We start from the raw sequence: 22707 nt of genomic DNA on the forward strand, positions 1-22707 counted from the left end.
ACTGCAATGGAACACTACAGTCTACTTTGGTATGATAATTCGGTAGATTACACCCGATTGGTCATTTTCAATTGAAATTGATGCTTTATGCAAGGTTAAAATCCGTTTTACGATGCTGAGTCCTATGCCGAACTCGCCTTTCTTCCCTTTATTAAAAGGCTCGTACAAGCTGGATAGCATCTCATCCTCAATCGGAGGCCCGTCATTTTCAACCGTCATGACAATCTGCTGCTGATTTTGGCTGATCCGAATGTGAATCGCCGTTTCTGCATAGCGGATTTGATTTTCGAGAATGTTTTCAAGAAGTTTGCTCCATTGTTCCGGATCACCAGGCATCATTAATGCATCTTCTGTATCAACGGTCCACGATAATTCCTTCCGGGCCCATTTGAGCCGTTCAATGACTTCTTCCGTGACCTTCACAATGTCAAATGTCTCATGGTGCACCCGCTGCTTCATTAAATAATCAAGCTTCGTTAAATATAATAAATCCTTAATTTTCTTCTCAAGTTTTTCTGCTTCGCCTTCAATGACATCAATTGTGGTTTCCAGATCCCCCTTAGGAAAAATCCCGTCCTTTATTGATTGAGTATAGCCCCTTATCACCATGACAGGCGTTTTTAAATCATGAGAGATATTTTGCAGGAGCGTTCTTTCCGTTTCGTCTTTTTGCACCAGCTTGCTCCGCATGTCTTCAATGGTATGGCCTAATTTTCCGATTTCGTCTTTTCTGTCGACGATGACCGGATCATCCCAATCCTGTTTTGAAATCCGTTTGACATGCTTCTCTAAGGAAACGAGCGGGCGCGAGAGATATTTGGCAAGCCAAATCGCCGGAATCCAGCTTAACAAAATCACGCCGGCAATGATAAAGAGCAGCTGCTTGAACAGGGTGAATGCCAGATCATCACGATAAGAATCAAGGGCGTAAGACAGCATCATCGCATCCTGGCCGTTAATGGTGAGGCCTTTTTTAATGACGAAAAACACTTTTTCACCGCTGATGTCCGCGCTGTATCGTTTCGTGACGCTGTGCTGGCGGCCCGCGAGCTTGTACACCTTATGGATAAAGGAAGAAGAAAAGTAGTTCAAGTCTTTGTCACTGGCCGACTCCTCCCGTTCCGGCAGAAGAACGTGCTGAACGGATCGGAAAGTCGTCGGCGCGGTCGCATCCTCGCTGTAATATCCCCGCTCGATCGATCCGGGCAGCCGGTACTCCGTCAGTACATGCTGTTCATTTTCAATGGTCGTATACGTTTCATCCGTGAAAAAATTACGCAGCGTATTTGAGAACAGCACGAGAAGCAGAATCGAAATGGCTAAGAGGATGCCTGAGATGACCACCCATATTTGAAAAGCAAGCGGCTTATTTTTCATGACGTCATCATCCTGTAGCCGAATCCGTAAATGGTTTCAACCTTTAACCCGGGCATTTTTTTCCGCAGCCTCCGCACAAGATCATCGACCACCCGGTCAGTGCCGAAATAATCATGGCCCCATATATTCAGCAGGATATCTTCTCTGGAAAAGGGGTGTCCTTTATGGTGAAGAAATAAAAGCAGCAGATCAAATTCCTTAGACGTCAAATTGACCAGGCTGCCGGTTTCATCATAAACCTCTCGGGCATCTTCGATCACATTGTAGGAAGAAACGGTGATGCCGGTTTTCTTTGCGGCGGGCTGTTCTTTATACACGAGCTCGAGCAGCTTCTGGACCCGTATAATAAGTTCTCTCGGCAAAAAAGGCTTGGCGATATAATCATTGCTTCCAAGCTCTAACCCGAGGACTCTGTCAATATCGGCATCCCGCGCGGAAATGAAAATAACCGGCACATCGGGATCTTTTTCTTTTATTTCTTTTATCAATGTATAGCCGTCCGTATCCGGAAGCATGATGTCAAGAATCCACAAGTGGGGAGACGGCTGCATCTGCTTTCTGGCATCTTCGCCTTTTGTGAAAGATGTAATGTTCCAGCCTTCATTCTCTAAATATTTTGTGAGCAGTTCATTCAGGTTATCCTCATCTTCAACTAGATAAATGGTGTATGACAAGGCATTTCACATCCTTTCAACGTCATTATACTAGTTTTAACATACTCAAGCCGCATTTTCATAATTTCACATATTCTTTTCATTTTTATCCCACAATGTTTGTTTATGATGTGTATAAGGGAAGAAAGGAAGAAAAAAAGCGGGGAAGATAACATGTTCAAACACATTTTGTTTTGGAGCTTTGCTTTTCTCCTTATTATTGGGACAATAGAACTTGTACATGCGATGAATATGTAATCGATAGAATGAAAACATGCTGAAGGAGTGTGCGTGAATATGAACGATCATCGAGATGACGGCAGAAGCCGCGATCAGTCAGATCTTTCACATACGGAACAAAACAGAAATGAACAGCAGCAGATCAGCCATCAGGAGCCCGAGCTGCTCGAAGGGCCCGTCTCGAAAGAAGCGGAAAACGAGACGGCGGCCGGTACGGAATTTGAAAAAACGGCTGCCGTGAAAAAAGAAAAAAAACGGAGAGCCGCTTGGCTGAGCCCGATTTTAGGCGGCATTATCGGCGGCGGCCTCGTGCTTGGCATTGTGCCGAACCTGCCGGGTGAGCAGCATAAGACAGAAGCCGTTTCTGATACGAAACAAGTTCAGTCTTCGAATTTTACGTCAACGCCTTTGAAAAATACCTCAAGCGTAGCGGATATGGTGGAAGACTTGGAGCCCGCGATTGTCGGAGTGTCCAACTACCAAGCTTCGCAAAGCAGCCAGTTCGGACTTGACGGCGGTTCAAGCTCTGAAACGGAAAGCGGCACGGGGTCAGGCGTCATCTTCAAAAAAGACGGCGAAAAAGCGTACATCATTACAAACAACCATGTCGTAGAAGGTGCGAACAAACTGTCGGTCACTCTTTACAATGGGAAAACCGAAACGGCAAAGCTTGTCGGAAAGGATGCCATCAGTGACTTGGCTGTATTGGAAATCAGCTCGTCCAATGTCAAAAAAGCGGCCAGCTTCGGGGATTCCTCCAAGCTCCGCATTGCCGATAAAGTGATTGCCATCGGCAACCCGCTCGGCCAGCAGTTTTCCGGCACCGTCACACAAGGTGTCATCAGCGGGCTGAACAGAACGGTAGACGCCGATACATCCCAAGGCACGGTGGAAATGAACGTGATTCAGACGGATGCGGCGATTAACCCCGGAAACAGCGGCGGCCCGTTAATCAACTCAAGCGGCCAAGTTATCGGGATCAACAGCATGAAAGTCAGTGAAAACGGCGTGGAGTCACTCGGCTTTGCCATTCCGAGCAATGATGTAGAACCGATAGTCGACCAGCTGCTTGCAAAAGGAAAAGTCGAGCGCCCATTTTTAGGTGTGCAGATGATTGACATGGCGCAAGTGCCGGAAACTTATCAGGAAAACACGCTCGGACTGTTCGGCGACCAGCTGTCTAAGGGTGTTTACGTAAAAGAAGTGCAATCCGGCTCACCGGCTGCGAAAGCGGGCATCAAATCAAATGACGTCATTGTACAATTGAACGGCAAAGATGTCGGCAGCAGCGCCGATATCAGACAGATCTTATATAACCAGCTGAAAATCGGCGATAAAACGACTGTTCAAGTTCTCAGAAACGGAAGCAAAAAGACGCTGAACGTCACATTAACGAAACAAACCGAAAGCGCAAGCTGAACGCATAAAAAAAGCTGAACCTGCAACTGAGGTTCAGCTTTTTTCGTTATTCTCCCAAGTAGGCTGACAGCATCCACACATGCTTGTCCGCTTCTTCAACTAATCCGACAAACAGGTCGGCAGTTGACGGGTCATTTTGTTCCTCGGCGATGCCGATGACAAATTTTGATTCGCGGCTGATTTGTTTATAGTCTTGAACCAGTGATTCCACCATTTCAGAAGCCGTTTTTTCCTGGCCTTCATCCGTAATGGAAGCTTGTTCAAGGTAAGTGTGTAAAGTCGCCGCAGGCTGTCCTCCGATGGCCAGAAGTCGCTCTGCGATGGCATCCGCCGTTTCCGCCGCTTCGTTATACAGTTCTTCAAATTTTTCATGAAGCGTAAAGAAATGAGGGCCTTTTACATACCAATGGAAGCGGTGCAGTTTAGAGTAAAGGATAAACCAGTTTGATAATTGTGTGTTCATTGATTTCTCAACAAGAGTTTCAGTTTTTTTCGCGTTTTGTGTATTCATATTCATCGTCCTCCCTGTGATCTGTTAATTTAATTATATCACGTATCAAATAAAAATCAATACTAAATTATAATAATTATAATTTAGATTTAAGTGAACAGCTTTTTTCTCACAACAGATTCCCAGGCGGACCACGGAAAGAGTGAGCGGAAAGCCAATGTCAGCTTAACGCCCCTGCCGATCGGATACCGCAGTTTCTTCAGCCGTTTCCTTTGTGCCAATTGATAAATCAGCTCCGCTACGTCATCAGGATCGCCGCTTTTGGATGCGTTGGCTTTGAAGTAAGCTTCTATTTGCTGATAATAGCGGTAATAAGGCGAATCTTTGCCGGGTGCCGTAAGATGATTGGAGAGAGATGTCTCCCATATAGACGTTTTGTAGGAGCCCGGTTCTATTAAAGCGGCATCAATTCCTAAAGGCAGCAGTTCGAGGCGCAGGCTCTCTGTAAACCCTTCAACCGCGAATTTGGAAGAGACATACGGAGATAGAGCCGGGAAACCGGTCAGTCCGCTGATACTGCTGATATTGAAGATTTTCGCCCCGCTATGTTTTCGCATATAAGGCAGCATGATTTTTGTGACGTGAATCAGACCGAATACATTTGATTCATACTGCTGTCTGTAATGTTCCATCAGCACATCGTCAATAAACCCCCCGTACGCAGTGCCGGCGTTATTGACGAGCAGGTCAATCGGTCCGAAACCGCTGATGGTGTTCCCGAAGTCAGACACCGACTGCTCATTTGTCACATCTAAAGAAACGACCGTAACATGTTCGGATGCACCCGCTTGAGCGGCGGCCTCTTTCAGTATTTCAGCTTTCTCCGGCTGTCTGGCTGTTGCGATGACGTGATAAGACCGGGCGAGCTTCAGCGCTGTCAGCAGCCCGAATCCGCTCGTCGCGCCGGTTACAATGGCAATTTTTCTGTTCATCTTATAATCCTCCCCGTTTGTTCTTATCTCATAGTGTATAACATCTCGCGGAAAGAAGGAGAAATCGTTCGGAAATATGTCAGAATTGTTTTATAATGGAGTCAGCTTCGGATAGAAAGGGGTAAAGAAAAGATGGCATTAGAGGGATTGAAGGAAACATGGGATTTAAACTCCATTTTTGAGGGCGGGAGCCGGTCGGAAGAGTTTCAGCAATACATACAAGAGCTCAAAAAGCATCTAAGCGCTTTTCAACATGCGGTTGAAGCGTTTACAGTTCCGACGCATGCGGATGAAAGCCGGGAGATGATCAATCTGATTGATAGGTTTGAACGGTCAGCGATCATGATCAGGCAGGCGGGAGCGTTCGTCGGCTGTCTTCAGGCTCAGAACACTCATGATCAGAAAGCGAATGAATGGAGGGCGCGGATCAATCAGCTGAGCAGTGATTTTAAATCCGCTCTGGTCACCCTTGACGATACACTTGCCCGGATTGACGAGCCGGTCTGGGAGGAGCTGCTGCAAAAACCGGAACTTCAGGATCTCACATATGTTTTAAATGAGAGAAGAGATCGTGTCAAAGAGAAGCTCAGCGCTTCAGAAGAAAGGCTGATTGAAGGCCTGGCCGTTGACGGCTATCACGCATGGGGCGACCTGTATAATGCGGCTGTCGGCAGAATGAAGATTCCGTTTGAGGATAAAGAGCTGTCGGTCGGCCAAGCGGAAAATATGATGGCGCACCCGGACCGCCGCATCAGACATCAAGTGTTCAAAGAGCTTAATGAAGCCTGGAAAGGAGAAGAGGAGCTTTTCGGCAGCACGCTGAACCATCTGGCCGGCTTCCGCACGGAAATCTATAAAGCGCGGGGCTGGAAAAGCGCTTTGGAAGAGCCGCTTGCGATCAACCGGATGAAAAAAGAAACGCTGGATGTCATGTGGCAGGTCATTACCGATCATAAAAAGCCTTTTGCCGAATACCTGAATCGAAAGGCGTCTCTTTTAGGGCTTGAGCGGCTGAACTGGTATGATGTGGACGCGCCGATCGGCGAGGCTCCGAAAGAATATACATATGATGAAGCGGCCAATCTGATCGTCAGCCAATTTTCGACGTTTGGCAAAAAGCTGTCCGCATTTACGGAAAAAGCGTTCCGTGATCGGTGGATAGAAGCGGAAGACCGCAGCGGCAAACGGGTCGGCGGTTTCTGCACCAGCTTTCCCGACAGCGGAGAATCCCGGATTTTTATGACGTTTTCCGGAAGCGCTTCGAATGTATCGACGCTGGCGCATGAGCTCGGTCACGCGTTCCATCAGGAGGCCATGCTTCAAGTGCGGCAGCTGAACAGAGCCTACGCTATGAATGTCGCTGAAACAGCCTCGACCTTTGCGGAAATGATCGTCGCCGACGCCGCTTTGAAACAAGCGGAGACAAAGGATGAAAAGGTGTTCTTGCTTGAAGATAAAATTCAAAGAAGCGTAGCCATGTTTATGAATATTCATGCGAGATTTTTATTTGAAACGCGTTTTTATGAAGAGCGCAAGCAGGGCGTCGTTCCGGCTGAGAAACTGAATGAACTGATGGAAGCGGCGCAGAAAGAAGCATTTTGCGATTCATTAGGGGAATACCACCCTCATTTCTGGGCGTCAAAACTGCATTTTCATATTACGGGAGTGCCGTTTTACAACTTTCCGTATACGTTCGGTTATTTATTTTCGCTTGGAATATATGCAAGAGCTCTTCGGGAAAAAGCGGATTTTGAAGAAAAATATATCGCGCTTTTGTGTGACACGGCTTCGATGACTGTTGAGGATTTGGCGATGAAGCACCTTGGAGCGGATCTGACGGAACGGTCGTTTTGGGAAGACGCGGTCCGCCTTGCCGTACAGGATGTGCAGGAATTTTTAGAGCTGACTGAATGATAATCTGGAGATGAACCGGCCGGAGTGTTACCGCTCCGGCTCTTTTTTGTTTAATGAATGACAGCCGCCTCCCTTGGAAATACCTAAAAACGATCGGAATGGAATGGGAGTGAATCGCATGAAATGGATCAGAACGGCGGGCGTTTTATGTCTTACGCTGATGCTGATTGCCGGCTGCCGATTGAATGAAGAAAAACGGGAAGCGGAACAAGACAGCACACCCGTGTCATCCGCGAAGCCGGTTCCTTACAGCAGCTTTGCCCTTCGCGTCAGCTACGGAGCCGGAGAGCATAACCGCTATGAAGGTTTGTATGAGAGAAAAGGCGGTCATGAAAAGGCTGACATCCGGGACAAGCTCTCAGGGGTTCACAGAGAGGGCGAGGAAGCGCTTGATGAAATGAAGATGATCCTTGGAGAACTTGCCGTAAACAGCCGGATGAAGGAAAGTGAGGTCGTCCGGCAGGTGCTCTCGGCTTTTAATTTGGACAGCCGCTATGACCATTTTTATCTGAAACTGAAAAAGAATGATGGAGAAATGACGGAAATAAAAAAATAACCGCCGTCCGCTGCTTTTTTGCCCAAAACTAATTGATAATGATATTCAGAGTCATTAATTTCTGTTACAATATAATCATGATCTCACGTTGAATGTTTAGGCAATTTGTTTATATACATAGTGTTGGGAAACTCAAAAAAGGAGCGGTTAGCGGTATGAGTGCAATTTCTACAGAGACGCTGAGCTTAGGGTACGGAGAGACTGTTATCATTGACGAATTGGATGTCGCGATTCCAAAAGGCGAAATCACTGTATTGATCGGAAGCAACGGCTGCGGAAAATCGACGCTTTTACGTTCATTGGCCCGGCTGATGAAACCGAGGGGCGGTACTGTGCTTTTAGAAGGAAAAGCCATCGCTAAGCTTCCGACGAAGGAAGTGGCAAGAGAGCTCGCTATTTTGCCGCAGAGTCCGTCAGCTCCCGAAGGCCTGACGGTGCATCAGCTTGTGAAGCAGGGAAGATACCCTTATCAAAGCTGGCTGAAGCAATGGTCCAAAGAGGACGAAGACGCAGTGGCAAAAGCGCTTAAAGCGACGAAGCTTGAGGAAATGGCCGACCGTCCGGTGGATTCCTTGTCAGGCGGACAGCGCCAGCGCGCATGGATTGCGATGACACTCGCTCAGGATACGGATATCATTCTGCTTGACGAGCCGACAACCTATCTCGACATGACGCATCAAATTGAAATTCTTGATTTGCTGTTTGAATTAAATGAAAAAGAAAAACGCACAATCGTCATGGTGCTGCACGACCTCAATCTGGCATGCCGTTATGCCCATTATCTGGTCGCCATTAAGGATAAACAGATTTACGCAGAGGGCCGTCCCGAAGAAGTCATCACTTGCGAGCTTGTACAGCAGGTCTTTGCGATGAACTGCCAGGTAACGCAAGACCCGCTGTTCGGCACGCCGCTTTGCATTCCGCACGGACGCGGCAGATGTATCGTGCAGGAAGCGGCCCTCACCGCCCGATTGTCATAATCATGAAAAAGGGAAGGGAACGGTATGGAAGAGAAACTGCAGCAGCAGCTGGACGGCCTGCTTGAGAAATACACGGAACTATTGCTTGGCGAAACAAACCCGGATGTAAAGGAAGAAGTCAGGCAGTGGATTTTGTATACACATATCGCAAAAAGCATGCCTCCGCTCGTCAAACATTGGAATCAATCCTACCCGGACGCCAAAGAGGGCATCAAAGCTGCGATACAGCATATTAAACAGCTCAATGAAGCACACAGAAAAAAACAATAAAAAAGCTTTCGGCATCAAAGAGAGGTGCCGAAAGCTTTTTTTGCTGAAAAGGAATCAATAAAGGCGCCGTTCAATTCATAGCGAAGAACATTAATGTAACTAATGCACCCGTTTGTTTACGTATATTTCTTCCGCTTGCTGAACCAAGAAAAAAGGACCGCCGCAGCAATCCCTTTCTCTCTTTCCTATATATCACATTTCCTTTCGGATACGTAATAACTCTTCAAATGCTTTTATATTTGTATCAAAATTGGGCACTGTTTGAGATTCCTCGGCACATTTGACTTGTGCTACAACCAAATCATGAAAAGGTGTTGAAATGCCCGTACCTTCTGCCATTTTGGGAATAACTCCATTAATATAATCAATTTCAGTTTTGCGTTTTTTCTCAAGATCCTGGAGCATACTTGCTCTTAGCAGCCTAGATGGTGCCATGGCTGACCTAAAAGTTTGGATACGTTCAGGAATATCATTTTCACTTCTTAATTCCAAAGATTCTAAATCAAGGCCGCCCATTTTCGCAAATTTGACACCATTGGCGTGTCCAACCTTAATCGTCTCATCTGCGATATGGACTGCACTAACAATGCCGATTTCATGGTCAAGAATGTCTCCGTATTCTCCGTTTAATGCTGCCGATAAACCACTGAATGCATTATTGATAAGTAATTTTGACCACTTCGTTCCAACTAAATTATCGGAAATATGTGTTCCGCCGATAAGGTCTAAAACCGATTTAATACGCTGGATTCTTTCTGTTGTTTCACCATGTAATTCTCCAATTTGAAAAGCGTACTCTTTAAATTGAGTATACTCAGTTGTAAGTCTGGATACGCCCGGCTCAATAAACGTAGCACCAAATTCAACAGAACCTGCAATAACACGTTCATCACCAACGATCGAAGCAACTTTCTGTTCAGGTATACCGTTTTGCAAGGAACATACTACACTGTCATCCTTTAAAAAAGGCAGCAACTCTTTAAGAATGGAGTCATTATATAATTGTTTCGTCAGAAGTAATATGAAATCATACTTGCCTGACTTGTTTTCAGGGGTAATGGCTTTCACCTTTGCTTGAAATTCCGTTGTACCAACTACTTTAGCACCTATTTGATTTAAGGTATCTACATGTTCTTTGTATGAATCAATCAATTCGACATCCATTCCGCCAGCAGACAGATATGCTCCAACAATGGTTCCTAAAGAACCTGCTCCTAAAACTGCAATTCTCATTGTCAACGCTCCTTATTTTTCCTCTAAGTAGTTATAAACCGGCTGTGCTGCATTTAAGGTTAAATCCGTAATAATATGAGATGCTGAAACGACTTCTAATACAGGCAAATCTGCAAGAGGTGCCAGAGCATGTTCAAATAATTGAAGCCGCGCCGGTCCAGTCCAGGCACCTTTAACTTCTATATTCGTTATTTGCGTCCGCACCAAATCACAAACCCTTAAATCACCATTGTAATCAGTGGCAATCTTAACCATAAAATTAGGTCGGCAAATTTCCCTTTTCGCTTTTTCCTTATCCATTTCGAAATGTTTATATCCCATAGTCGCAGTTGCCACACGAAGACTGCCATAATCCAATGTGCCAACAAGAGTATCAGAGTCTATATACAGCTTAGGGGCACCCAATTTCTTTGGATATGCAGTAAGTTCCCGTCCGCTTGCAATAGCCGGGAAATTGTCAACATACATAGAATGTACATAATCTCCTTCTTCACCATTAAAGCTGACAGGGATGACTTGTCCTGCCTCTGTATAGGCACCAAGTCCGGAAACATCGGGCATCCACATGACTTCGAATTTCACTAAAGGTTCAGTAATTTGAAGAGGTTCCGGCACTGCCGCACGTAAAGCTTTTTCATCCGTTCGGTAAATAATATTTAAATATTCACGGTTAACAAATTTATAATTTGGGATAGGATAAGCAGGGGCTGTTAGTGGCGTACTTAAATTTTTTGCTATATCTTTCACATCAATTTTCATTGAATGACACCCTTTCCTTTTCTTTAACTATGCTATTATCTTACATTCGCATTTACATTTAATCCAATACATAATAAGGTATATATATATTTATTGAAATAAATGAGGGGGGTGCAGACAGATGGAATTGCTGCAGCTAAAATACTTTCAGACAGTTGCCTATACTGAACATATTTCTAAAGCAGCAGAACAATTAAAGATTGCCCAGCCTTCTTTAAGTCTCACTATAAAAAGACTTGAGAATGAACTGGGAACAACCTTGTTTGAGAGAAAAGGCAGAAATATTAAGCTGAGTTCAGCAGGGAAAATTCTTTTAAAACATGTAAACAGGATTTTTACTGAGATTGAAAATGCACAAACGGAAATTCAATTGGAGGAACATCAAATTTCTGGCACCATCAGAATATCTATTTCCAATCCAAGATTCCTTGCAGGACTGATGAGTGAATATATCAACCGCTCTCCTCAATCAAAAATTCTCCAAGCAATCGGAGTTAAAAGCGAGATCATAACAAGTTTAAAAAAAGGGGACATTGATTTAGGAATAACAGGTCATCCGATTCAAGATGAAGAGATAGAGAGTTGGGTGCTGGTAAATGAAGATATTGTTCTGGCTTTGCCCTCAAACCACCGATTTACGGGTAAAACAGAAATTTCTTTACGTCTTGTCGCCGATGAACCATTTATTACCCTTGCTAATAATGAAGAGTATAGCGGTTTTACAGCCTCGCTTTGTGAGAAAGCTGGTTTCACCCCAAATATTGCATTTGAGGCAGATTCTCATTTACTGGTCGAGATTATAAAGCTGGATCAAGGTGTGGCGTTGCTTCCTATTTCAGTTTGCAGAACATTGGGGCTGAATTTTATAAAAGTGACTGATCACTCTGCTTCATATCCAGTCGGCTTATCTTGGATGAGACATAAGCTATTATCTTCTTCGGTAAGAAATTTTCGTGACTTTATTATGTCGTACTATAAAGATAACTATGAAATGTTTAAGGTTTATTAAAGAATTCCATCACTATTTTTTTGAATTTTCACCCCCCATTTCCAATGAGGCGGAAGACTGGTCATTCCCAGATGATATAAAAAAATCCCGCGGCATCCGCGGGATTTTTCTTTGTTAAACGGCTTTCGCCTTTTCTTCTTGTTTGCCTGTCTTTTTATTTGTCAGCTTAATTGATTTAACAAACAGCGTGAGGATCAATCCGGCAGCGATAAAGGCCAGGCCTGTGAAAAACACGCTGTGAAGCGAATCCATCAGTGACGTTTTCAAAACCGGCACGATATGGGAAGAAAATGCGGCCGGAATCTGCTTAATCGATTCCTGGCTGAACAAGGATTGAAGCAGCCCTTCAGGATTCTTGTCAATCATACCTTTAAACTGGGCGGCAAAGGCACTTGCCTGTTTCGGGAGTGAGTCTAAGTAAGGCACCAGTCTGTCGGTTAAAAGGCTTCCTGATCTGGCATTCATGACAGCGCCGAGCACCGTAATGCCGAACGTTCCCCCGATCATCCGGAAAAATTGGCTTGAAGAGGTCACAACACCCAGCTCTTCTTTTGAAAACGTTTCTTGCAGAGCGAGTGTGAGAAGCGGCATGACGAGCCCCATTCCCAGACCGATCACGGCCATATAGCATGTAGCCGCGAGCTTGCTTGTATCCAGCTGCAAAGTCGTTAATAAGAAGAAGCCGACGGCCATGATCAGCATGCCGATCATGATTTGCGGTTTAATACCGATCTTATAAACCAGCTGGCCTCCGATAATACTTGTGATAATCATAGATACCATCATCGGCGTCATAATCGTGCCGGAAGCGGTGGCGCTGACTCCGATAATTCCCTGCATAAAGAAAGGAACGAACGTAACGGCGCCGAACATGCCGATACTCATGAAAAAGCCGATCAGATTCAGTACGGTAAACGTTCTGTTTTTAAACAGGTACATCGGCAGAATCGGCTCTTTTGCTTTGATTTCAGCGAAAATGAATCCGACAATCCCGGCAAGTGCAAGCGCAAAGAGACCGAGAATCTGCCAAGAGCCCCATGCGTAATCCTTTCCTCCGAAGCTGAGCGCGAGGAGGAGGCTGACGATTCCGACGATCATTGTGAAAATGCCGGCGATGTCAAAGTTAATCGGCCCGGTCTGTTTTCTGCCTTGAAGTCCTCTTGCGATAAAGATCACGGCTAAAATTCCGACAGGCAGGTTGATATAGAAAACCCATTTCCAATTTAATGAGTCAACAATCCAGCCCCCGATTTGCGGGCCGATCACGGAAGCAAGCCCGTAAATCGCCCCGAAAAGCCCTTGGAACTTGGCACGCTGTTTCCCTGTGAACAAATCCCCGATGACGATCATAGCCATCGGCATCATGACACCGCCGCCGATTCCCTGAAGTCCGCGGAAAATAATCAGTTCCGTCATGTTGCTGGCCATTCCGCACAGTGCGGAAGCTCCCATAAAAATCAATAAACCTGATACATAGACGACGCGGCGCCCCAATAAATCTGCAAGTTTCCCCGCAATCGGAACGATCGTCGTCGAAGTTAAAAGATATGCCGTGGTCAGCCACGTCATCATGCTTAATCCCCCGAGGTCACCCACGATTTTAGGAATCGCCGTTCCTACGATGGTGCCGTCAAGGGCTGAGAAAAACATGGCGATGATTAAGCCGGTTATTAATAATGTGCGTTTTGGATCTTTCTTTTCAATGCTCATGTTTCGGCAGCTCCTCTTTTCTATTCGTTTTCTTTTTGATCAGCCGCGTATTTCTCGGCTGCTTCCGCTACTTTGCGGATGATGTTCACGGACTGAATCAGTTCATCGTCAGTCAGAACGGATAGGTTTCGCGCCAGTATCGCTTTCCGTCCTTCCACAACATCTTCGAATTTTGTTTCGCCTTTTTTGGTGAGGCTGATGTCGATGACGCGTCTGTCCTGCTGGTTATGTTTGCGGACGATAAGTCCTTTTTGTTCGAGGCGGTCGGCCATCAGCGTCACTGCACTCGGCTTTACCTCCATGCGTTCCGCAATTTCGGAAACTTTGCAGCTCCCGTGTTTTTTCAGGCTGGCTAAAACAAATAATTGGGCAGGCGTCACCTCGTGTTTTGCCATGCTTTCCACCATTTCAGGCTGTATGTTTTGCAGCAGCGTCTGAAGAGATTTCTGGATGTCAGACACATATTGATCCGCGTTTTTCATAACTCCTCCTCATCTTGTTCCTTGGGAAAATAATTAACATTAGTTAAATATAAATAAGGATTAATGATAAGTCAATCTTTTTGTGCAAAAATAAAAAAAGGATTGATGCTTGTCGAAAACATCAAATCCTTCTTCGTTTTACTGCTGGTAGGGAGACTGCTGCTGAATGGTCTGCCGGAACTTCTGATACGATTGCTGAAGCTTTTGGGTATCGGCTGCTTCAATGGAATACCAGCCATTTTGAAACATCACATCGTATAATCTTCTTTGCGCTTTTTGTGACTCATCGAAAATCGCCTGAATATCTTGATAAAGAGACTCGTGGCTGAACTCGTGCAGGGCTGTGCAATATGAAGCCGTGATGTATTTTTCCGTCGTCAGCAGCTCATTCACCAAGTCTCTGTCATTCATTTGCGCCGTATTGGGCACAGGCGTTTGCGGATTCGTGATTTTTTGGTTTTGCTGTTCCATGTATTGTCCTCCTATTGCATATAGCCTGTTGTTGTCTGTCCGCCTTGATCGGGGTTCAAGCGGCCTAATATGTGCTGATAATGCTTCTCATGCATCCGGCCGATCTGATCAAGCTCTTGTTTTAACGTCTGATTCTGGCAGTGTTCCGCCATAAAATGCGCTTTTTTCATGGCAAGCAGATTCCAGTTCAGCATGTCCTCAAGATACAAATGGTCTTTCGTTGAGATGACGGCAGGCGGCAAGTTTCCGTGCTGCTCTTGGTTGTTCATTTAAACGCCTCCTTCAATTCTGTTCTTTTTAGCTTTCTCTGCGATCGGAAATTCATACACGAATAAAAGAAAAAGGAGGGAGTTCATCCTTGCTGCGGAGCATATGTTTATTTTTGTCGAAAAATAAAATGCTTACAAAATTCGCCCAGGCTTACGGAATCCGCTTCGGTGCGGGAAGGTTCGTTGCAGGGGAAACACTCACGGAAGCTGTGAAAACGGTAAAGCGGCTGAACCAAAAAGGGCTGTCGGCTTCGATTGATTATCTAGGTGAATATGCGGGTTCAGAGAAGGATGCGAGAAGGACGGCGGAAGAATGTAAAAAAGCAATCAGGGCGATTGCCGAGAATCAACTGGATTGTGAGCTGTCGCTGAAATTAACATCCATCGGTCTGGATATTTCCGAGAAGCTCGCGGAACAGCATGTCAGAGACATATTGACGGAGGCAAAAGAACGCTGCGTGCCTGTAACGATTGATATGGAGGACTATTCAAGATGCAGCCGTACGCTTGAGCTGTATAAGCGGTGCAAGCCGGATTTCCCGATGCTCGGCACCGTCATTCAGGCTTATTTGTACCGCGCAGCTGAAGATATCAGCGGTCTGATGCCATACAAGCCGAGGCTCAGGCTTGTAAAAGGCGCTTATAAAGAATCGGCGGCCGTTGCATTCCCTGATAAAAAAGCAACCGATCTTCATTTTCAGCAGCTGATTAAGCTGCAGCTTTTGAGCGGCCATGAAACGGCGGTGGCGACACATGATGATGACATCATTTCTTATACGAAAACACTCATCAGCGAACATCAGATTCCCCGGGAGCAGTTTGAATTCCAAATGCTGTACGGCATCAGAACGGAGCGCCAGAAGGAGCTTGCCGAAGAAGGATACAGGATGAGGGTGTATGTCCCGTACGGAACCGATTGGTACGGGTACCTGATGAGAAGAATTGCCGAGCGCCCGGCAAATGCGGCATTTGTGCTGAAAGGGATCTTCAAAAAATAACGGCTGCTCCAAAAAGCAGCCGCAGCATGTTATTCCATGTTGTCTTTTTTATATTGCTGATTTTGGCTCGTCCGTTTGCCGCCGCCGTATTTTTGTTTCGGTCCCGCATTTCCTTTCATGCTGGCCGCGCTCACTGCGGCAGAAGACGGATCTTTTCTCCCTCGCACCATTCCCTTCACCTCCGGGTTTAAGTTTCCCGCCCGCGCCATGGAACATGCGGAAGCAGAAAAATTTAAAAAAATTCCATATTTGCTATTGAAGTCATCCTGAAAATCTTTTAAGATGAAAGAAGAAAAGGGTTTCATTTTTTTTGCCGAAAAAATGAATGACTATTCATTCAAAGTTCAAGGGGGATGACTCATGCACAAGTTTATAAAGAAAGCAGCCGTTCTCGGATCAGGCGTCATGGGGTCCGGAATTGCCGCGCACTTGGCTAACATCGGAATTCCCGTCCTGCTGCTTGATATTGTGCCAAACGAGCTGACAAAGGATGAGATGAAAAAAGGGCTGACATTAGAAAGCCCGGAGGTCCGCAGCAGACTGAGCCGATCGGCCATGCAAAAGCTGCTGAAGCAAAAACCGGCGCCGCTGACTTCGGCTGCCAATCTCGACTATATAACGGCGGGGAATTTGGAAGATGACGCAGCTCAATTGAAGGATGCTGATTGGATTATTGAAGTCGTCGTCGAAAATCTTGACGTAAAAAAACAGATTTTCTCACTCGTTGATGAATACCGGAAACCGGGAAGCATCGTGTCGAGCAATACGTCCGGTATCTCCGTCACAAAAATGGCGGAAGGCCGATCTGCCGATTTTAAAGCTCATTTCTTAGGAACCCATTTCTTTAATCCGGCCCGCTACTTAAAGCTTCTGGAAATCATTCCGATTCAGGAAACAGATCCTGACGTGCTGGAGTTTATGACTTCATTTGCAGAAAACACGCTTGGGAAAGGGGTCGTCATCGCAAAAGATACGCCTAATTTTATCGCCAACCGCATCGGTACGTACGGCCTGTTGGTCACGGTAAGAGAAATGCTTTCTTCCGGCTGCCGCATCGGCGAGGTGGACACGGTGACCGGGCCTTTGATCGGCAGACCGAAAAGCGCGACCTTCAGAACCCTTGACGTTGTGGGGCTTGATACTTTCGCCCATGTGGCAAAAAATGTGTATGATAAAGCCGACGGCGCTGAAAAAGACATGTTTAAGCTTCCTGAATTTATGAATGACATGCTGAAAAACAATTGGCTGGGCAGCAAATCAGGCCAAGGTTTTTACAAAAAAGAAGGTAAAACAATATATGAACTCGATCCGCTGACCATGACATACGGTGAGCGCTCGAAAATGAAGACACCCGCTTTAGAAGCCGCCAAACAGGCAAAGGGTGCCAAAGGCAAAATGAAAGCGCTTATATACTCTGGTGACCGCGCCGGACGCCTGCTTTGGAATATTACATCGCAAACACTCTTATACTCAGCCAGGCTTTTAGGTGAGATCGCTGATGATATCAAAGCGATTGACGACGCCATGAAATGGGGCTTCGGATGGGAGCTCGGCCCGTTTGAGATGTGGGATGCCATCGGCGTCAGAAAATCAGCGGAGCGGCTCGAAGAAGAAGGCGCAGCACTCCCCGGCTGGGTGAAAGAAATGCTTGATCAGGGCCATGAAACATTTTATATGAAGGAAAACGGAACACCATTTTACTATTCAGACGGCCAATACAGGGCTGTGAAAGAAAATCCGAAACGGATCAGCCTGCAAACGTTAAAAGAAACAAAAGGCGTTATCAGTAAAAACAGCGGCGCAAGTCTGATTGATCTCGGCGATGATGTCGCGCTGCTGGAATTTCATACGAAAAGCAACGCGATCGGCTTAGACATTATTCAGATGATTGACAATGCGCTTGAGGAAACGGAGCGGAATTATAAAGGTCTTGTCATCGGTAACCAAGGCAGACATTTCTGCGCGGGGGCAAACCTTGCGATGATTTTGATGGAAGCTCAGGATGATAACTTCATGGAAGTCGATTTTGTCATCCGCCGTTTTCAGCAGACGATGCTGAACATCAAATACAGCGCTAAACCCGTTGTCGCGGCGCCATTTGGGATGACACTCGGCGGCGGCACGGAAGTCTGTCTCCCGGCGGCACGCGTTCAGGCGGCGAGCGAATCGTATATGGGTCTCGTTGAAACCGGCGTCGGTCTTATTCCGGGCGGCGGAGGAAACAAAGAGCTGTACATGAATTATTTGGACGGCGGAAGTGAACTGATGGACGCAGCGATTAAAACCTTCGAAACAATCGCGCTTGCCAAAGTGTCCGGTTCGGCACACGAAGCCCGTGATATGCAGATTTTGTCCGCGGCTGACCGTGTCAGCATGAATCAGGATCACCTGCTGCACGATGCGAAACAGCTGGCTGCTTCCTTATATGACAGCGGATACCGCCCGCCTGCCCGCAAAAAAGTGAAAGTCACCGGGGAAACCGGATGTGCGGCATTACTGCTCGGAGCAGACCAAATGAGACGGTCGGGTTATTTATCCGATCACGATATGAAGATTGCGAAGAAGCTGGCCCATGTCATTGCCGGCGGAAGAGTCCCGTTCGGCACGGAGGTTTCAGAAGAATATTTACTCGAGATTGAAAGAGAAGCCTTTTTAAGCCTCGCTGGCGAGGCGAAATCTCAAGCGAGAATGCAGCATATGCTCGTCAAAGGCAAACCTTTACGGAACTAGGAGGGTGTTTATGAGAGAAGCAGTCATTGTGGCCGGTGCGAGAACCCCGGTCGGTAAAGCGAAAAAGGGATCGCTTGCAGCCGTTCGTCCTGATGATTTAGGCGCGCTTTGTGTAAAAGAAACGCTGAAACGGGCAGGCGGATATGAAGGAAATATCGATGACTTAATTATCGGATGTGCAACACCTGAAGCCGAACAAGGATTAAATATGGCGCGGAATATCGGTGCGCTGGCGGGGCTTCCTCATACGGTGCCGGCCATTACGGTGAACCGCTACTGCTCTTCCGGGCTCCAATCCATCGCTTACGGTGCTGAAAAAATCATGATCGGCGCGGGTGACACCGTCATTGCGGGCGGTGCGGAATCCATGTCGCAAGTTCCGATGATGGGGCATGTGACCCGCCCGAATATCGCTTTGGCGGAGCATGCGCCTGAGTATTACATGAGCATGGGGCACACAGCGGAGCAGGTAGCCGAAACGTACGGCGTATCCAGAGAAGACCAGGATGCATTTGCCGTCCGCAGCCATCAGAATGCCGCAAAAGCTCTTAAAGAAGGGAAATTCAATGACGAAATCGTGCCGGTTGAAGTATCGCTGACAGAAGTCGGTGATGACCATAAGCCGCGGAAAAAACAATTTACCTTTTCTCAAGATGAAGGCGTTCGTCCCGGCACATCGGCTGACGTCTTGGCGAAGCTCCGTCCGGCTTTTTCTAAAACGGGAACCGTGACGGCCGGGAACTCTTCACAAACAAGTGACGGCGCGGCGGCTGTCATGCTGATGGATCGCGAAAAAGCTTCGTCGCTCGGATTGGCGCCGCTTGTCAAATTCCGTTCCTTTGCCGTAGGCGGCGTTCCGCCTGAGGTAATGGGGATCGGTCCGATTGAAGCCATCCCGCGGGCGCTCAAGCTTGCCGGACTCGAATTGCAGGATATCGGGCTTTTTGAATTGAATGAGGCCTTTGCTTCACAGGCCATTCAAGTCATCAGATCGCTTGGGATAGATGAAGAAAAGGTGAACGTCAACGGAGGCGCCATCGCGCTCGGACATCCGCTCGGATGCACGGGAACGAAGCTGACCCTGTCACTCATTCATGAAATGAAACGGAGAAACGAGCAATTCGGCGTGGTGACGATGTGCATCGGAGGCGGCATGGGAGCTGCCGGCGTATTTGAACTCATTTAAAAAAAGGGGGAAACGAACATGAAACAGGAAACGGTCAACGTCAAAAAAGGCGGCAGCTTTCTGATTGAAGAGACGGGATATGATCAAATATTCACTCCGGAGGACTTTACAGACGAACACAAAATGATCGGCAAAACGACAGAAGACTATGTCGTAAACGATGTGCTTCCTTATATCGATGAAATTGAAAACCATCAGTTCGAGCATTCGGTCAGACTGCTGAAAAAAGCCGGAGATCTCGGCCTCCTCGGAGCAGACGTGCCTGAAGAGTACGGCGGAATCGGCCTGGATAAAATCAGTTCAGCCTTCATTACGGAAAAGTTTTCACGTGCCGGCAGCTTTTCGCTGTCTTACGGCGCCCACGTCGGGATCGGCTCATTGCCGATCGTGTTCTTCGGAACGGAAGAACAGAAAAAAACCTATTTGCCGGACTTGGCTTCAGGACAAAGAATCGCGGCATACGCCTTAACTGAGCCCGGTTCAGGTTCAGATGCCCTCGGCGCGAAAACCACGGCTGTTTTGAATGAAGCGGGCACACACTATATTCTTAACGGAGAAAAGCAATGGATTACAAACTCCGCCTTTGCAGATGTCTTTGTCGTCTACGCTAAAGTGGACGGAGATAAGTTTTCTGCATTTATCGTAGAAAAGAACTATCCGGGCGTGTCAACGGGACCGGAAGAGAAAAAAATGGGGATTAAGGGTTCATCGACAAGAACGCTGATTTTAGATCAGGCGGAAGTCCCAAAAGAAAACCTTCTCGGCGAAATCGGAAAAGGCCATGTCATCGCTTTTAATATCCTGAATATCGGGCGCTACAAGCTTGCCGTCGGCACAATCGGCGCTTCAAAACGGGTGATTGAGCTGTCTGCCGCTTATGCAAACCAGCGCCGGCAATTTAAAACGCCGATCTCAAGCTTCACGCTCACTCAGGAAAAGCTTGCGACGATGTCAGCTCGGCTTTACGCGATGGAGAGCTCTGTATACAGAACAGTGGGCTTATTCGAAGATAATATGAGCAGACTGACGGAAGCGGAGCAAAAAGACGGACGCGAAGTCGCGAAGTCAATCGCCGAGTACGCGATTGAATGCTCGCTCAACAAAATGTGCGGTTCTGAAACGCTTGATTATATTGCCGACGAAGGCGTTCAAATTCACGGCGGTTACGGATTTATGCAGGAATATGAAGTGGAGCGCGCCTATCGCGACTCAAGAATCAACAGAATTTTTGAAGGCACAAATGAAATCAACCGCCTGATCGTAACGAGCACGTTCCTGAAAAAAGCCGTAAAAGGTCAGCTGCCGCTCTTTGAAAAAGCAAAAGCGCTCCAAGAAGAACTCATGATGCTGATGCCTGAAGAGCCGGGCTCGGAGCCTCTTGGACAGGAAAAATACATTGTCAGACAGGCGAAAAAGATCGCCCTCTTGACAGCGGGTCTCGCGGCGCAGAAATACGGAAAAGAGATCGAAGGCGAGCAGGAAATCATGGTGAACATTGCCGATATCGTCAGCGCGCTGTACGCTTTGGAATCAGCCGTCCTCAGAACGGAAAAAGCGATTGCGGCGGACGGTGCCGAAAAAGCCGCGCAGAAGCTGTTATATACGGAAATCTTTGCCCAGGAAGCCCTTCAGAACATTGAAGCGCACGCTAAAGAATCACTGATCGCCATGGAGGAAGGAGATTCCCTCCGCATGATGCTTTCCGTGCTGCGCAAACTGACGCGCCTGACGCCGAAAAACCTCATTCAGAAAAAACGTGAAGCGGCAGCCGCCGTCTTCCGTGAAGAAAAATATACAGTCTGATCACATGCTGAAAGCGCTCCTTCATCAGGGGCGCTTTTTCATGAAGCAACGTTATAGGTTTTTACAAGTGATTGTGTTAAAATAACGACGATCATTTACAAGGGGTGAAGAAGATGTCGTTAAATTTTTACTGGTACCCTAAATGCGGAACGTGCCGTAATGCGAAAAAATGGCTGGAAGACCGCGGTAAGGAAATAAACGAAATACATATCGCGGAGGAAACTCCGTCGAAAGAAGAAATTAAAGACCTCTATGAAAAGAGCGGTCTTGAGCTGAAAAAGTTTTTCAACACGAGCGGAATGAAATACCGCGAGCTGAACTTAAAGGAAAAACTGTACCATATGTCAGAGGATGAACAGCTCGAACTTCTGGCATCAGACGGTATGCTCCTGAAACGCCCGATTACGACAGACGGCGAAAAAGTCACTGTCGGCTTTAAAGAAGACCAATTCGAAAAATATTGGATGTAATGCCAGGTTCAAAGAATTATGGTATCTTCTTATTATAAGAAAAAAATGGAGGGATTTAGATGAGCACACCGAAAGATATGCGTTATTCCAAAGAGCACGAATGGGTCAAAGTTGAGGACGGAAAAGCCCGCATCGGGATTACACATTTCGCGCAAGCCGAACTTGGCGACATCGTCTTTGTCGAGCTTCCGGAAGTCGGCGCCGAAATTAAAGCGGACGAGCCATTCGGCAGCGTGGAATCCGTCAAAACCGTTTCCGAACTGTACGCACCGATTAACGGAACGGTGACGGAAGTGAACGAAGACCTTGATGACAGTCCTGAATTCGTAAACGAGTCTCCGTATGAAAAAGCGTGGATGATCGTCGTGGAACCGGCTGATGCTGAAGAAATCGAAAACCTCATGACTTCCGAGCAATATGACGAAATGACACAAGAAGACTGATCGGATAGCAAAGGGGCCATTTGGACATTCTATCTGTAACGGGAGGTGTCTAAAATGGCTTTTGATAAACAAAAGGTCGATGTGACGGAGAACGTTACGGGCCGCTTTCAAAACGGCCGGTTTTCCTTGTTTCATGAAAATGAAGCCATCGGCGAGATGACAGGCATGGACCAGTACGAGCTCAAACAGGGCTTTTCATTTGAAAATCAAAAATTTTATAAAACAGCCGATGTCATAAACGGCAGCGATCCGAAATATGTCGATTGCGATTATGAGAATGGCTGGTGTTAAC

Annotated in this window: 23 protein-coding genes and 1 pseudogene; 13 read left to right on the forward strand and 11 right to left on the reverse strand. The window is 46.7% G+C overall.

All coding sequences use genetic code 11. The features are described from left to right. Nucleotides 1-21 precede the first annotated feature (21 nt). Complete coding sequence (gene cssS / locus D5S11_RS02580) at nucleotides 22-1377, reverse strand: two-component system sensor histidine kinase CssS (protein WP_020956320.1); 1356 nt, start codon at nucleotides 1375-1377, stop codon at nucleotides 22-24. Continuing rightward, entirely contained in the window at nucleotides 1374-2051 is a 678-nt protein-coding gene (cssR, locus tag D5S11_RS02585) for a two-component system response regulator CssR (protein WP_032869720.1), read from the reverse strand. The genes cssS and cssR overlap by 4 nt, the downstream gene beginning before the upstream one ends. A 276-nt stretch (nucleotides 2052-2327) precedes the next feature. Between cssR and D5S11_RS02595 the strand changes: the two genes are divergently transcribed. After that, nucleotides 2328-3689: a S1C family serine protease gene (locus D5S11_RS02595; RefSeq protein WP_007410070.1), complete on the forward strand. Its 1362-nt coding sequence runs from the start codon at nucleotides 2328-2330 to the stop codon at nucleotides 3687-3689. A gap of 46 nt (nucleotides 3690-3735) precedes the next feature. Here the strand turns inward: D5S11_RS02595 and D5S11_RS02600 are convergent, their stop codons facing one another. Then, entirely contained in the window at nucleotides 3736-4200 is a 465-nt protein-coding gene (locus tag D5S11_RS02600) for a Dps family protein (RefSeq protein ID WP_007410071.1), read from the reverse strand. An 89-nt stretch (nucleotides 4201-4289) separates the two neighbouring features. Continuing rightward, a complete protein-coding gene (locus D5S11_RS02605) occupies nucleotides 4290-5132 on the reverse strand; it encodes an oxidoreductase (protein WP_007410072.1) in 843 nt (280 codons plus the stop codon). A gap of 132 nt (nucleotides 5133-5264) precedes the next feature. On the opposite strand from D5S11_RS02605, the gene D5S11_RS02610 reads away from it, so the two are divergent. The 4 genes and pseudogenes from D5S11_RS02610 to D5S11_RS02625 all read left to right on the forward strand — a co-directional run bounded on the left by D5S11_RS02610 (nucleotide 5265) and on the right by D5S11_RS02625 (nucleotide 8852). Continuing rightward, the gene (locus tag D5S11_RS02610; protein WP_020956317.1) at nucleotides 5265-7046 is read left to right on the forward strand and encodes a M3 family oligoendopeptidase; all 1782 of its coding nucleotides are present in this window, start codon (nucleotides 5265-5267) and stop codon (nucleotides 7044-7046) included. A 118-nt stretch (nucleotides 7047-7164) separates the two neighbouring features. Continuing rightward, nucleotides 7165-7602: a YusW family protein gene (locus D5S11_RS02615; RefSeq protein WP_032869725.1), complete on the forward strand. Its 438-nt coding sequence runs from the start codon at nucleotides 7165-7167 to the stop codon at nucleotides 7600-7602. A gap of 155 nt (nucleotides 7603-7757) precedes the next feature. Further along, nucleotides 7758-8582 carry an ABC transporter ATP-binding protein gene (locus tag D5S11_RS02620; RefSeq protein WP_007410075.1) on the forward strand — a complete coding sequence of 275 codons (825 nt, stop codon included), beginning with the start codon at nucleotides 7758-7760 and terminating at the stop codon, nucleotides 8580-8582. 2 nt (nucleotides 8583-8584) lie between these two features. After that, nucleotides 8585-8852, forward strand: a pseudogene (locus D5S11_RS02625) (YusU family protein). Nucleotides 8853-9044: 192 nt separating this feature from the next. Here D5S11_RS02625 and D5S11_RS02630 read toward each other — a convergent pair. Together D5S11_RS02630 and D5S11_RS02635 are read right to left on the reverse strand one after the other, a co-directional pair. Beyond that, on the reverse strand, nucleotides 9045-10085 hold the full coding sequence (locus D5S11_RS02630) for a ketopantoate reductase family protein (protein WP_032867998.1): 1041 nt from the start codon (nucleotides 10083-10085) through the stop codon (nucleotides 9045-9047). Between the two features lie 12 nt (nucleotides 10086-10097). Beyond that, entirely contained in the window at nucleotides 10098-10844 is a 747-nt protein-coding gene (locus D5S11_RS02635) for an acetoacetate decarboxylase (RefSeq protein WP_053104480.1), read from the reverse strand. Between the two features lie 121 nt (nucleotides 10845-10965). Between D5S11_RS02635 and D5S11_RS02640 the strand changes: the two genes are divergently transcribed. After that, complete coding sequence (locus tag D5S11_RS02640) at nucleotides 10966-11853, forward strand: LysR family transcriptional regulator (RefSeq protein WP_108724740.1); 888 nt, start codon at nucleotides 10966-10968, stop codon at nucleotides 11851-11853. Nucleotides 11854-11967: 114 nt separating this feature from the next. Here the strand turns inward: D5S11_RS02640 and D5S11_RS02645 are convergent, their stop codons facing one another. From D5S11_RS02645 to D5S11_RS02660, 4 genes are all read right to left on the reverse strand, one after another. Beyond that, a complete protein-coding gene (locus D5S11_RS02645) occupies nucleotides 11968-13563 on the reverse strand; it encodes an MDR family MFS transporter (RefSeq protein ID WP_007410079.1) in 1596 nt (531 codons plus the stop codon). Nucleotides 13564-13583: 20 nt separating this feature from the next. Continuing rightward, nucleotides 13584-14045, reverse strand: a complete 462-nt coding sequence (locus D5S11_RS02650; protein ID WP_003151828.1) for a MarR family winged helix-turn-helix transcriptional regulator — start codon at nucleotides 14043-14045, stop codon at nucleotides 13584-13586. A gap of 138 nt (nucleotides 14046-14183) precedes the next feature. Further along, nucleotides 14184-14516: a spore coat protein gene (locus tag D5S11_RS02655; RefSeq protein WP_003151830.1), complete on the reverse strand. Its 333-nt coding sequence runs from the start codon at nucleotides 14514-14516 to the stop codon at nucleotides 14184-14186. 11 nt (nucleotides 14517-14527) lie between these two features. After that, entirely contained in the window at nucleotides 14528-14785 is a 258-nt protein-coding gene (locus D5S11_RS02660; protein ID WP_003151832.1) for a hypothetical protein, read from the reverse strand. 89 nt (nucleotides 14786-14874) lie between these two features. On the opposite strand from D5S11_RS02660, the gene D5S11_RS02665 reads away from it, so the two are divergent. After that, nucleotides 14875-15783 carry a proline dehydrogenase family protein gene (locus D5S11_RS02665; protein ID WP_108724741.1) on the forward strand — a complete coding sequence of 303 codons (909 nt, stop codon included), beginning with the start codon at nucleotides 14875-14877 and terminating at the stop codon, nucleotides 15781-15783. 29 nt (nucleotides 15784-15812) lie between these two features. Here D5S11_RS02665 and D5S11_RS02670 read toward each other — a convergent pair whose 3' ends face one another. Beyond that, a complete protein-coding gene (locus D5S11_RS02670; RefSeq protein ID WP_003151836.1) occupies nucleotides 15813-15953 on the reverse strand; it encodes a YuzL family protein in 141 nt (46 codons plus the stop codon). 190 nt (nucleotides 15954-16143) lie between these two features. Between D5S11_RS02670 and D5S11_RS02675 the strand changes: the two genes are divergently transcribed. The 6 genes from D5S11_RS02675 (at nucleotide 16144) to D5S11_RS02700 (ending at nucleotide 22706) form a co-directional block, all read left to right on the forward strand. After that, nucleotides 16144-18513 (forward strand): 3-hydroxyacyl-CoA dehydrogenase/enoyl-CoA hydratase family protein, encoded by a 2370-nt coding sequence (locus D5S11_RS02675; RefSeq protein ID WP_032868011.1) that lies wholly within the window; start codon nucleotides 16144-16146, stop codon nucleotides 18511-18513. 10 nt (nucleotides 18514-18523) lie between these two features. Beyond that, complete coding sequence (locus tag D5S11_RS02680; RefSeq protein ID WP_003151841.1) at nucleotides 18524-19699, forward strand: acetyl-CoA C-acetyltransferase; 1176 nt, start codon at nucleotides 18524-18526, stop codon at nucleotides 19697-19699. 18 nt (nucleotides 19700-19717) lie between these two features. Next, nucleotides 19718-21502 (forward strand): acyl-CoA dehydrogenase family protein, encoded by a 1785-nt coding sequence (locus tag D5S11_RS02685; RefSeq protein ID WP_020956311.1) that lies wholly within the window; start codon nucleotides 19718-19720, stop codon nucleotides 21500-21502. Between the two features lie 113 nt (nucleotides 21503-21615). Continuing rightward, nucleotides 21616-21972 (forward strand): arsenate reductase family protein, encoded by a 357-nt coding sequence (locus D5S11_RS02690; protein ID WP_003151843.1) that lies wholly within the window; start codon nucleotides 21616-21618, stop codon nucleotides 21970-21972. Nucleotides 21973-22031: 59 nt separating this feature from the next. Then, nucleotides 22032-22415 (forward strand): glycine cleavage system protein GcvH, encoded by a 384-nt coding sequence (gene gcvH / locus D5S11_RS02695; RefSeq protein WP_003151844.1) that lies wholly within the window; start codon nucleotides 22032-22034, stop codon nucleotides 22413-22415. Between the two features lie 54 nt (nucleotides 22416-22469). After that, nucleotides 22470-22706: a YusG family protein gene (locus D5S11_RS02700; RefSeq protein WP_003151845.1), complete on the forward strand. Its 237-nt coding sequence runs from the start codon at nucleotides 22470-22472 to the stop codon at nucleotides 22704-22706. Nucleotide 22707: the final 1 nt, after the last annotated feature.

It is taken from the genome of Bacillus sp. L75 (assembly GCF_003676355.1).
GTDB classification, from domain to species: Bacteria; Bacillota; Bacilli; order Bacillales; family Bacillaceae; genus Bacillus; species Bacillus velezensis.

Bases quoted from the DNA above. Each gene is read 5' to 3' on its own strand.
- cssS (WP_020956320.1), bottom strand. From the start codon at position 1,377: ATGAAAAATAAGCCGCTTGCTTTTCAAATATGGGTGGTCATCTCAGGC.
- D5S11_RS02595 (WP_007410070.1), top strand. From the start codon at position 2,328: ATGAACGATCATCGAGATGACGGCAGAAGCCGCGATCAGTCAGATCTT.
- D5S11_RS02600 (WP_007410071.1), bottom strand. From the start codon at position 4,200: ATGAATACACAAAACGCGAAAAAAACTGAAACTCTTGTTGAGAAATCA.
- D5S11_RS02605 (WP_007410072.1), bottom strand. From the start codon at position 5,132: ATGAACAGAAAAATTGCCATTGTAACCGGCGCGACGAGCGGATTCGGG.
- D5S11_RS02610 (WP_020956317.1), top strand. From the start codon at position 5,265: ATGGCATTAGAGGGATTGAAGGAAACATGGGATTTAAACTCCATTTTT.
- D5S11_RS02615 (WP_032869725.1), top strand. From the start codon at position 7,165: ATGAAATGGATCAGAACGGCGGGCGTTTTATGTCTTACGCTGATGCTG.
- D5S11_RS02620 (WP_007410075.1), top strand. From the start codon at position 7,758: ATGAGTGCAATTTCTACAGAGACGCTGAGCTTAGGGTACGGAGAGACT.
- D5S11_RS02630 (WP_032867998.1), bottom strand. From the start codon at position 10,085: ATGAGAATTGCAGTTTTAGGAGCAGGTTCTTTAGGAACCATTGTTGGA.
- D5S11_RS02635 (WP_053104480.1), bottom strand. From the start codon at position 10,844: ATGAAAATTGATGTGAAAGATATAGCAAAAAATTTAAGTACGCCACTA.
- D5S11_RS02640 (WP_108724740.1), top strand. From the start codon at position 10,966: ATGGAATTGCTGCAGCTAAAATACTTTCAGACAGTTGCCTATACTGAA.
- D5S11_RS02645 (WP_007410079.1), bottom strand. From the start codon at position 13,563: ATGAGCATTGAAAAGAAAGATCCAAAACGCACATTATTAATAACCGGC.
- D5S11_RS02650 (WP_003151828.1), bottom strand. From the start codon at position 14,045: ATGAAAAACGCGGATCAATATGTGTCTGACATCCAGAAATCTCTTCAG.
- D5S11_RS02655 (WP_003151830.1), bottom strand. From the start codon at position 14,516: ATGGAACAGCAAAACCAAAAAATCACGAATCCGCAAACGCCTGTGCCC.
- D5S11_RS02660 (WP_003151832.1), bottom strand. From the start codon at position 14,785: ATGAACAACCAAGAGCAGCACGGAAACTTGCCGCCTGCCGTCATCTCA.
- D5S11_RS02670 (WP_003151836.1), bottom strand. From the start codon at position 15,953: ATGGTGCGAGGGAGAAAAGATCCGTCTTCTGCCGCAGTGAGCGCGGCC.
- D5S11_RS02675 (WP_032868011.1), top strand. From the start codon at position 16,144: ATGCACAAGTTTATAAAGAAAGCAGCCGTTCTCGGATCAGGCGTCATG.
- D5S11_RS02680 (WP_003151841.1), top strand. From the start codon at position 18,524: ATGAGAGAAGCAGTCATTGTGGCCGGTGCGAGAACCCCGGTCGGTAAA.
- D5S11_RS02685 (WP_020956311.1), top strand. From the start codon at position 19,718: ATGAAACAGGAAACGGTCAACGTCAAAAAAGGCGGCAGCTTTCTGATT.
- D5S11_RS02690 (WP_003151843.1), top strand. From the start codon at position 21,616: ATGTCGTTAAATTTTTACTGGTACCCTAAATGCGGAACGTGCCGTAAT.
- gcvH (WP_003151844.1), top strand. From the start codon at position 22,032: ATGAGCACACCGAAAGATATGCGTTATTCCAAAGAGCACGAATGGGTC.
- D5S11_RS02700 (WP_003151845.1), top strand. From the start codon at position 22,470: ATGGCTTTTGATAAACAAAAGGTCGATGTGACGGAGAACGTTACGGGC.